Here is a 7,898-nt window from a genome sequence, read left to right on the forward strand (position 1 = left end):
CAGTTCATTGATAAATCTTTTTTGATTATCATCAACGAGTGCCCACACAGATTGATAGGTTTATATTGTTAAAGAGCTTGCTTGGATGCTTATCTAAAAGCATTCAAAGCGGACGAACATTCTAGCGATATAACCTTAAGTGTCAAACACTTTATCGATTATTTCTTTTAAACAAGTGTCCATCTGTTATCATCAGAAGTAACTAGCACTGCCCTGACAACGAGGCGCATTATAGGTAGTTTAGAGAAGGACACAAGTATTAAAATGAAACTTTCTCATAAAAACGAACCAACAGCTCACAAAAGAACCAATGAGGGTAATTTTCAAACAAAAAGGGCCATTTCTGGCCCTTTTGAATGTAAATGTTTAGTCTTGATGAGCAATAATTTGGTCATTGCTAACAACTAGCTTAACTTTTTTATCCGGTAGGATTCTTCCTGCCAAGATTTCTTTCGCTAATGGATTTTCAACGCTTTGTTGAATCGCGCGTTTCAATGGTCTTGCTCCGTAAACAGGATCAAACCCAACTTGAGAAATCAGCTCTAACGCTTTTTCAGATACCTCAAGCTGATAACCTTTCTCTTCCATTCGTTTACCAAGACGGGCTAATTGAATAGAAGCGATCGATTTAATTTGTTCTTGCGCCAACGGATGGAATACTACACTTTCATCCACTCGGTTTAAGAACTCTGGTCTAAAATGCTTACCTACAATCTCCATTACCTCTTTTTTAATGCCTTCATAATCCAAGCTTGCGAATTTTTCTTGAATTTGCGAAGACCCTAAGTTTGAGGTCATAATTACCACTGTATTACGAAAATCAACTGTGCGTCCTTGTCCATCAGTTAAGCGCCCATCATCTAATACCTGTAGTAGGATATTAAAGACATCAGGGTGTGCTTTCTCAACTTCATCCAACAAGATAACCGAGTACGGTTTACGACGAATAGCCTCGGTCAAGTAGCCACCCTCTTCGTAGCCCACATAACCTGGAGGCGCGCCGACTAATCGCGCTACTGAGTGTTTTTCCATAAACTCAGACATGTCGATTCGCACCATGGCATCTTCACTATCAAACATAAAGTTTGCGAGTGTTTTACACAATTCAGTTTTACCCACACCAGTTGGCCCTAAGAATAAGAAGGAACCAATCGGTCTATTTGGATCAGATAACCCAGCTCGGCTACGGCGAATCGCATTTGATACCACTTCGACGGCTTCAACTTGTCCGATAACTCGTTGATGCAGCGCATCCTCCATTTGCAGCAGTTTTTCTTTCTCAGCTTCCAGCATTTTAGAAACTGGAATACCAGTTTGCTTTGAAAGCACTTCCGCAATTTCTACATCAGTTACTTTGTTGCGCAGTAAAGTCATCTCTTGCATTTCAGCTTGAGTTGCAAGGTCGAGCTGCTTTTCAAGTTCAGGAATTCGGCCATATTGAAGTTCTGACATACGGTTCAAGTCACCCGCTCTACGTGCGAAATCCATATCCATACGCGCTTGCTCTAATTCGGACTTAATATGCTGAGTACCCGAAAGAGCTGCTTTTTCCGCATTCCAAACTTCTTCCAGCTCGGCAAACTCGCGCTCTTTCACTTTTAACTCTTCGTTTAACACCTGTAAGCGTTTTTCACTCGCTTCATCGTGTTCATTCGTTAGCGCTTGTTGCTCAATTTTCAGCTGAATAATTTTGCGCTCAAGCTTATCTAAAGATTCTGGCTTTGAATCTATTTGCATTCGAATACTTGAAGCGGCTTCATCGATCAAGTCAATCGCTTTATCGGGCAACTGGCGATCAGAAATATAACGGTGCGATAAGCTCGCAGCAGCAACAATAGCGGGATCGGTGATCTCCACATGGTGATGGAGCTCATAGCGCTCTTTCAAACCACGCAAAATAGCTACTGTGTCTTCTACGCTAGGTTCATCAACCAGTACCTTTTGGAAACGTCGCTCAAGTGCCGGATCTTTCTCTATATATTGACGATATTCGTCTAAAGTGGTCGCACCGACGCAGTGTAGATCTCCTCGAGCCAGAGCGGGCTTAAGCATATTCCCCGCATCCATTGCGCCTTCGCCTCGACCTGCACCGACCATAGTGTGCAACTCATCAATAAAGAGGATGACATTACCCTCTTCTTTCGCTAGCTCGTTAAGCACCGATTTTAAGCGTTCTTCAAATTCACCACGATACTTAGCCCCTGCGACCAAAGACCCCATGTCTAATGACAATACTCGACGACCACGTAGACCTTCTGGCACTTCATTATTAATAATGCGCTGCGCTAACCCTTCCACAATCGCCGTTTTACCTACACCGGGCTCACCAATAATCACGGGGTTGTTTTTGGTCCGGCGTTGCAATACTTGAATGGTGCGACGAATTTCATCATCACGCCCGATGACAGGATCAAGTTTGCCTTGTTCCGCTCGTTCAGTTAGATCTATTGTGAATTTCTCAAGCGCTTGTCTTAGCTCTTCTGCATTTGGATCATTCACTTTCTGACCTCCACGCACTTTTTCTATTGCTTCAGAAACTTTTTTCTCGGTAAGCCCTATTTCTTTGAGTAATTGACCAAGCGCGCCCTTATCTTCTAGTGCGGCTAGCAAAAATACTTCCGAAGAAATGTAGGAATCTTGCCGTTTTTGCGCGAGTTTATCGCACAAATTGAACATAGTACCCATTGCGCTAGAAAGCTGAACATCACCACCGATGCCGCTAACTTTTGGCAAACGGTCTAATATCTCACTGAGCTTCGAGCGCAATTGCATAACGTCCACACTTAACATAGTAAGAAGTGGACGAATTGGACTGCCATTTTGATCGAGCAATGCCACCATCAAATGAACAGGCTCGATATATTGATGATCACGGCCTAATGCCAATGATTGAGCATCAGAAATGGCAATTTGAAATTTGCTTGTAAATCGATCAAGACGCATACCAACTTTCCTCACCTTAATTGAGAAACTAATCTTACGTAGCTAAAGATGGCTACGCACTAGTGCTTTTTCAAGGGGCAAGTTAGGGAAGATTGATCTTGCGTAAGTTACTCTTCGATCCAAATAAATGAAGCTTGGCGACCTGTGATTCCGTCGCGTCGATAGGAATAAAACTGATGAGGATTATGGAAGGTACAAAGGCCGCTATCTGATATTTCTGAAACACCGCATTGATGCAACCTTAACGTGGCTAACTGTGCAATATTTGCTAGCCATTTTCCATTCTCTTGAAGAGAAAATGCGGCCTTTGCTTTGGTATTTTGATCAACAAAGGCATGGTATACATCATCACCGACTTCAAATGCCGTAGGACCGATAGCAGGACCGAGCCAAGCTAGGATATCACTAGAAAATTTGGCGAGCGCATTTTCGAGTATCCCATTAGCTAAACCGCGCCAACCAGCATGAACTGCAGCCACTTCGCTGCCTTGGTGATTAGTGAGTAGAACAGGTAAGCAATCAGCGGTCATTACAGAACAAACCACATTATGCTGATGGGTAAAAACACCATCGGCACTCAGAATCTGCTGAGTAGGTTGAGTAACCTCTAGCACTTGTGTTGAATGCGTTTGTTTAAGCCAAATAGGTTTAGAGGGCATCGCCGCTTGCTGCGTTAGCCATTGGCGATTTTTTTCAACGGATAAAGGATCATCCCCAACATGCATGCCTAAATTCAGCCCTTGATAAGGAGCTAACGAAAAGCCACCGACTCTAGTCGAGGAGAAAGCTTTTACATGTTTAGGTGCATTCCAGTTAGGGATGATCTTCTGCATTAGAACTCGTCTTTTTTATTCAACTTAGTATCTACGCGTAAAGCTTCCGCCATAATGATCATATCGTCAGGTACTGGCGCATGAAATTCTAGCATTTCACCAGTCACAGGATGCTCAAGTCGAAGCATAACGGCATGCAAAGCCTGACGATCAAAACCACGGATCATATCGGTCAGCTCTTGCGTTGCCCCTTTCGGAATGCGAGCGCGGCCACCATAGGCGGTATCCCCAAGCAAAGGATGCTGCAAATATGACATATGCACACGAATTTGGTGAGTACGGCCCGTTTCTAAACGCAAACGAAGTCGCGTATGTTCACGAAAATGCTCGGCCACACGATAGTGAGTTACCGCTGGTTTACCCATCGGGCTTACCGCCATCAATGTACGTTTTGTTGAGTGGCGGCCAATCGGCTTATCGATCATCCCACCAGCAGTCATAGTACCGATCACAATCGCTTCATATTCACGCGTAATCTTACGCTTTTGCAACGCTCGAACTAAGTGTGTTTGTGCAGGAACCGTTTTAGCGACCACCATTAAACCAGTCGTATCTTTATCCAAACGATGCACAATCCCCGCACGAGGTACTTCTGCAATAGCTGGATAGTGGAACAACAGTGCATTTAACACTGTGCCATCTGGAGTACCCGCGCCTGGATGAACGACAAAATCTCGTGGTTTGTTGATGACCATAATATCGTCATCTTCATACACGATATTTAAAGGTATATCTTGCGCTTCCCAACGCTCTTCATCTTCAAGCTCGGCTTGGACCGTAATGATTTCTCCCCCCATGACTTTCGTTCTTGGTTTAGTGATCACCTCACCATTGACCTGAACTTTGCCTTCTAAAAGCCACTCTTTTAGACGTGAACGAGAGAAATCTGCGAATAATTCAGCGACAGCTTGGTCTAAACGTTGACCTAACTGGCTATCTTTTACTGTATTTGTTAATTCAATCTGCTGAGCCATATCGAACTTTTTTAAAAACCGTGAGACTAATAGCGTCTAGTATGGATAAAATATGGCGTCATTGTATCTGTTACTGCTAAGAAAGTAACGAAACGATTTGTAAAGCGATTACGCACTCAATTAAGAAGCATTAATTCAAGGAAACGACTCCTGTCATGAAACACCACACTTTATCAGGCTTACTCGCATTATCACTGTTATTTGGCTGTTCAAGCAGCGAAGAGATTGTCCCTGATGTGCCGCCTTCTGAATTATACTCAGAAGCGCAAACCTCACTGCAAAGTGGTAACTGGTTAACGGCCATTCAAAAACTTGAGGCGTTAGATTCACGTTATCCCTTCGGCGCGTATTCAGAACAAGTTCAACTTGACCTTATTTACGCTTACTACAAAAACGATGATCTTGCGTTAGGTTTAGCGACCATTGAACGCTTTACCCGTTTGAATCCAACCCATGAAAAAATGGATTGGGTACTCTACATGCGTGGTTTGACGCATATGGCGCAAGATCGCAACTTCATGCATGACCTATTTAATGTCGATCGCGCGGATCGTGATCCAGAACCGGTAAAAGCTGCGTTTGCTGATTTTAAGAAACTGCTGCAACGCTACCCAACAAGCCCTTATGCAGAAGATGCTCATAAACGCTTATTCGCGTTAAAAAATAGGCTGGCTGAATATGACCTTGCCACAGCTGATTTTTACTTACGCCGTGAATCTTGGATTGCGGCCATCAACCGTGCTCAGGAGCTACAAAAAACGTATCCAGACACTGAAGCGGCTCGCAAATCATTACACATTCAGTTGGAAGCGTATAAACAGCTCAAACTGAACGATGCCATTGCCAGAACTCAAAAGTTAATTGCACTCAATCCACAATAGTTTGCAATAAGCTTAGGTACGCCATGAAAACCACTCACGCTTTGAGTGGTTTTTTTATTTGGAGTCGATGGGAATAATAACACGCCAGCAAAAGACGGCTGGAAAATGAGTGGTGCAGGGAAAACTGAAATAAAAAGGGAGGTGTTCAAAACATCGTTAGAATAAAGATCACAAAAAACACTTGAATAAGAAATGAGCAGCGCTCTTTTTAGGCCGCAAAAACACCCTAAAAATGGGAAATTCTTAGCTTGATCTTTTAACCAATCTATCCAGATTGATAGGAATCACAAGCTTTTTCTTTACTCTTTGTCAGCACTCTTTGCGTGAGATCACGTTTAAACTCGCCCTTTGAAATCACATTCAATAAAGTGATCCAGATCACATTACTTTAGTATTAAATCAGTAATCTGAAGTTAACCCATGAGGGATGCAACAGAGGAAAACATCTATGAAAGTAACTATCACTGGTAAAAATATCGACATCACCTCTGCAATCCGCACTCACATTGAGAGCAAATTTAAAAAACTAGAAAAATGGCAAGTGGATATCATAGGATGCCAAGCTAGCTTTAGTGAAGAGCCCAATAAACAAAAAAGATTCGAAGCTATTATCACGGTACCCAAAGGACAATTAGTCGCTTCTGCAACCCATGAAGATCTTTACGCAGCTATCAATGAGGTAGAACAAAAATTAGAACGCCAACTCAACAAACTGCGCCATAAACCGGAAGCTCGTCGTACCGACAAACCGGAAGTAGAAGAAGAAGTTGAATAAAGTTTAATATGATGAAAAATAGCGCTTTCAAGCGCTATTTTTTTGCTTGACGCTCTACGGTTGCTTGCTTATTGTGTCTTTACATTCAAAGAGAAATCACCTTCTTATGCACTTAACCTCACTGTTCTTTTTTGACTTCTTTTTTCTCCAATAACCTTGGAGGCATGGTCGTTGACAGAAGATAAGTCAAAAACGAACAGGAAGCCTCCCACTGGGAGGCTTTTTTACAAGGACATTTTTATGACTAAAAAGCACTATTCACTTGAAGAGATCCGCTTGCGACTGAACGAGCTTGATGATCAACTGCTAAACCTACTGGCAGAACGTCGAAAGTTCAGCATTGAAGTCGCTAAAAGCAAAGTGGAAACCGCAAAACCAGTGAGAGATGCAATACGTGAACAGCAACTTTTAGTCAAATTGATTAATACTGGTAAAGAAAAATACAATTTAGATGCTCAGTACATTACTAAACTATTTCATACCATCATTGAAGACTCCGTCTTGCTACAGCAAGCATACTTGCAGAATCTAGCCAATCCGCAACTGAGCCGTAAACCGCTGGCAAGAGTTGCTTTTTTAGGTGCTAAAGGTTCTTACTCCCATCTTGCAACCCGTGAGTACTTCAGTCGTAAAAATACAGAGTTGATCGAACTCAATTGCGATCAGTTTAAAGAAGTCACTAAAACGGTTGAATCGGGTCATGCCGACTATGGGGTATTGCCGATTGAAAATACCAGTTCAGGTTCAATTAACGAGGTGTATGATTTGCTGCAACATACTACCTTGTACATTGTCGGTGAGCTCACTTTACCGATTGAGCACTGCTTGGTCGCCACCTCTGAATTACGTTTGGAAGAGCTTAAAATCCTTTATTCACACCCACAGCCCCACCAGCAGTGCAGCGAATTTTTAAGCCGCCTAAAAGGCGTTACGCTTGAAACCTGTGCGAGCACCGCTGATGCGATGCAAAAAGTACAGCAGCTTAATCGCAACGATGTTGCCGCAATTGGCAATGCTTCCAGCGGTAAACTGTACGGCTTACAATCGATCAAATCTAATATCGCCAATCAAACAGAAAACCAGACTCGCTTTATTGTTGTTGCGCGAAAACCCGTGGAAGTCTCTACTCAAATTCCAGCGAAGACGACATTAATCATGTCGACATCGCAACAAGCTGGTTCACTTGTTGAAAGCTTGTTAGTGCTGCAACGCTACGGCATCAATATGACCAAATTGGAATCGAGACCTATTATGGGTAATCCTTGGGAAGAAATGTTCTATGTTGATCTTGAATCACATCTTGATTCCATTGAAATGCAGCAAGCATTGAATGAGCTAACAAAAATCACTAAGCATTTAAAAGTATTAGGTTGCTACCCAAGCGAAAATGTTAAACCGACCCAAGTAAAACTTCAATAATCAAATTTAAGTCAAATATTTGACAGAAGTTAGCTGACAGCCATCAACATAGTTCATATAATACCTAATCATT

The 7,898-nt window shown here is 42.5% G+C and carries 6 protein-coding genes and 1 other annotated feature; of the genes, 3 read left to right on the forward strand and 3 right to left on the reverse strand.

The window, feature by feature from the left end; all coding sequences use genetic code 11:
• Window positions 1-366: 366 nt before the first annotated feature.
• The 3 genes from clpB to rluD all read right to left on the reverse strand — a co-directional run bounded on the left by clpB (window position 367) and on the right by rluD (window position 4,750).
• Entirely contained in the window at window positions 367-2,943 is a 2,577-nt protein-coding gene (gene clpB / locus AACT21_RS03570) for an ATP-dependent chaperone ClpB (RefSeq protein WP_026027339.1), read from the reverse strand.
• 107 nt (window positions 2,944-3,050) lie between these two features.
• Complete coding sequence (gene pgeF, locus AACT21_RS03575; protein WP_094164101.1) at window positions 3,051-3,776, reverse strand: peptidoglycan editing factor PgeF; 726 nt, start codon at window positions 3,774-3,776, stop codon at window positions 3,051-3,053.
• Window positions 3,776-4,750 (reverse strand): 23S rRNA pseudouridine(1911/1915/1917) synthase RluD, encoded by a 975-nt coding sequence (gene rluD / locus AACT21_RS03580; protein ID WP_013857530.1) that lies wholly within the window; start codon window positions 4,748-4,750, stop codon window positions 3,776-3,778. Before rluD ends, pgeF begins: the two co-directional genes overlap by 1 nt.
• Before the next feature lie 155 nt (window positions 4,751-4,905).
• On the opposite strand from rluD, the gene bamD reads away from it, so the two are divergent.
• The 3 genes from bamD (at window position 4,906) to pheA (ending at window position 7,825) form a co-directional block, all read left to right on the forward strand.
• Window positions 4,906-5,631 carry an outer membrane protein assembly factor BamD gene (bamD, locus tag AACT21_RS03585; RefSeq protein ID WP_013857531.1) on the forward strand — a complete coding sequence of 242 codons (726 nt, stop codon included), beginning with the start codon at window positions 4,906-4,908 and terminating at the stop codon, window positions 5,629-5,631.
• Between the two features lie 448 nt (window positions 5,632-6,079).
• Window positions 6,080-6,406 carry a ribosome hibernation-promoting factor, HPF/YfiA family gene (gene hpf, locus AACT21_RS03590; protein ID WP_026027341.1) on the forward strand — a complete coding sequence of 109 codons (327 nt, stop codon included), beginning with the start codon at window positions 6,080-6,082 and terminating at the stop codon, window positions 6,404-6,406.
• 109 nt (window positions 6,407-6,515) lie between these two features.
• Window positions 6,516-6,634 (forward strand) — a sequence feature (Phe leader region).
• A 12-nt stretch (window positions 6,635-6,646) separates the two neighbouring features.
• Window positions 6,647-7,825, forward strand: a complete 1,179-nt coding sequence (gene pheA / locus AACT21_RS03595; protein ID WP_094164102.1) for a prephenate dehydratase — start codon at window positions 6,647-6,649, stop codon at window positions 7,823-7,825.
• The last annotated feature ends 73 nt before the right edge of the window (window positions 7,826-7,898 follow it).

Source organism: Vibrio sp. V08_P9A1T1 (assembly GCF_963874405.1).
In the GTDB taxonomy this organism is placed as follows: Bacteria; Pseudomonadota; Gammaproteobacteria; order Enterobacterales; family Vibrionaceae; genus Vibrio; species Vibrio anguillarum.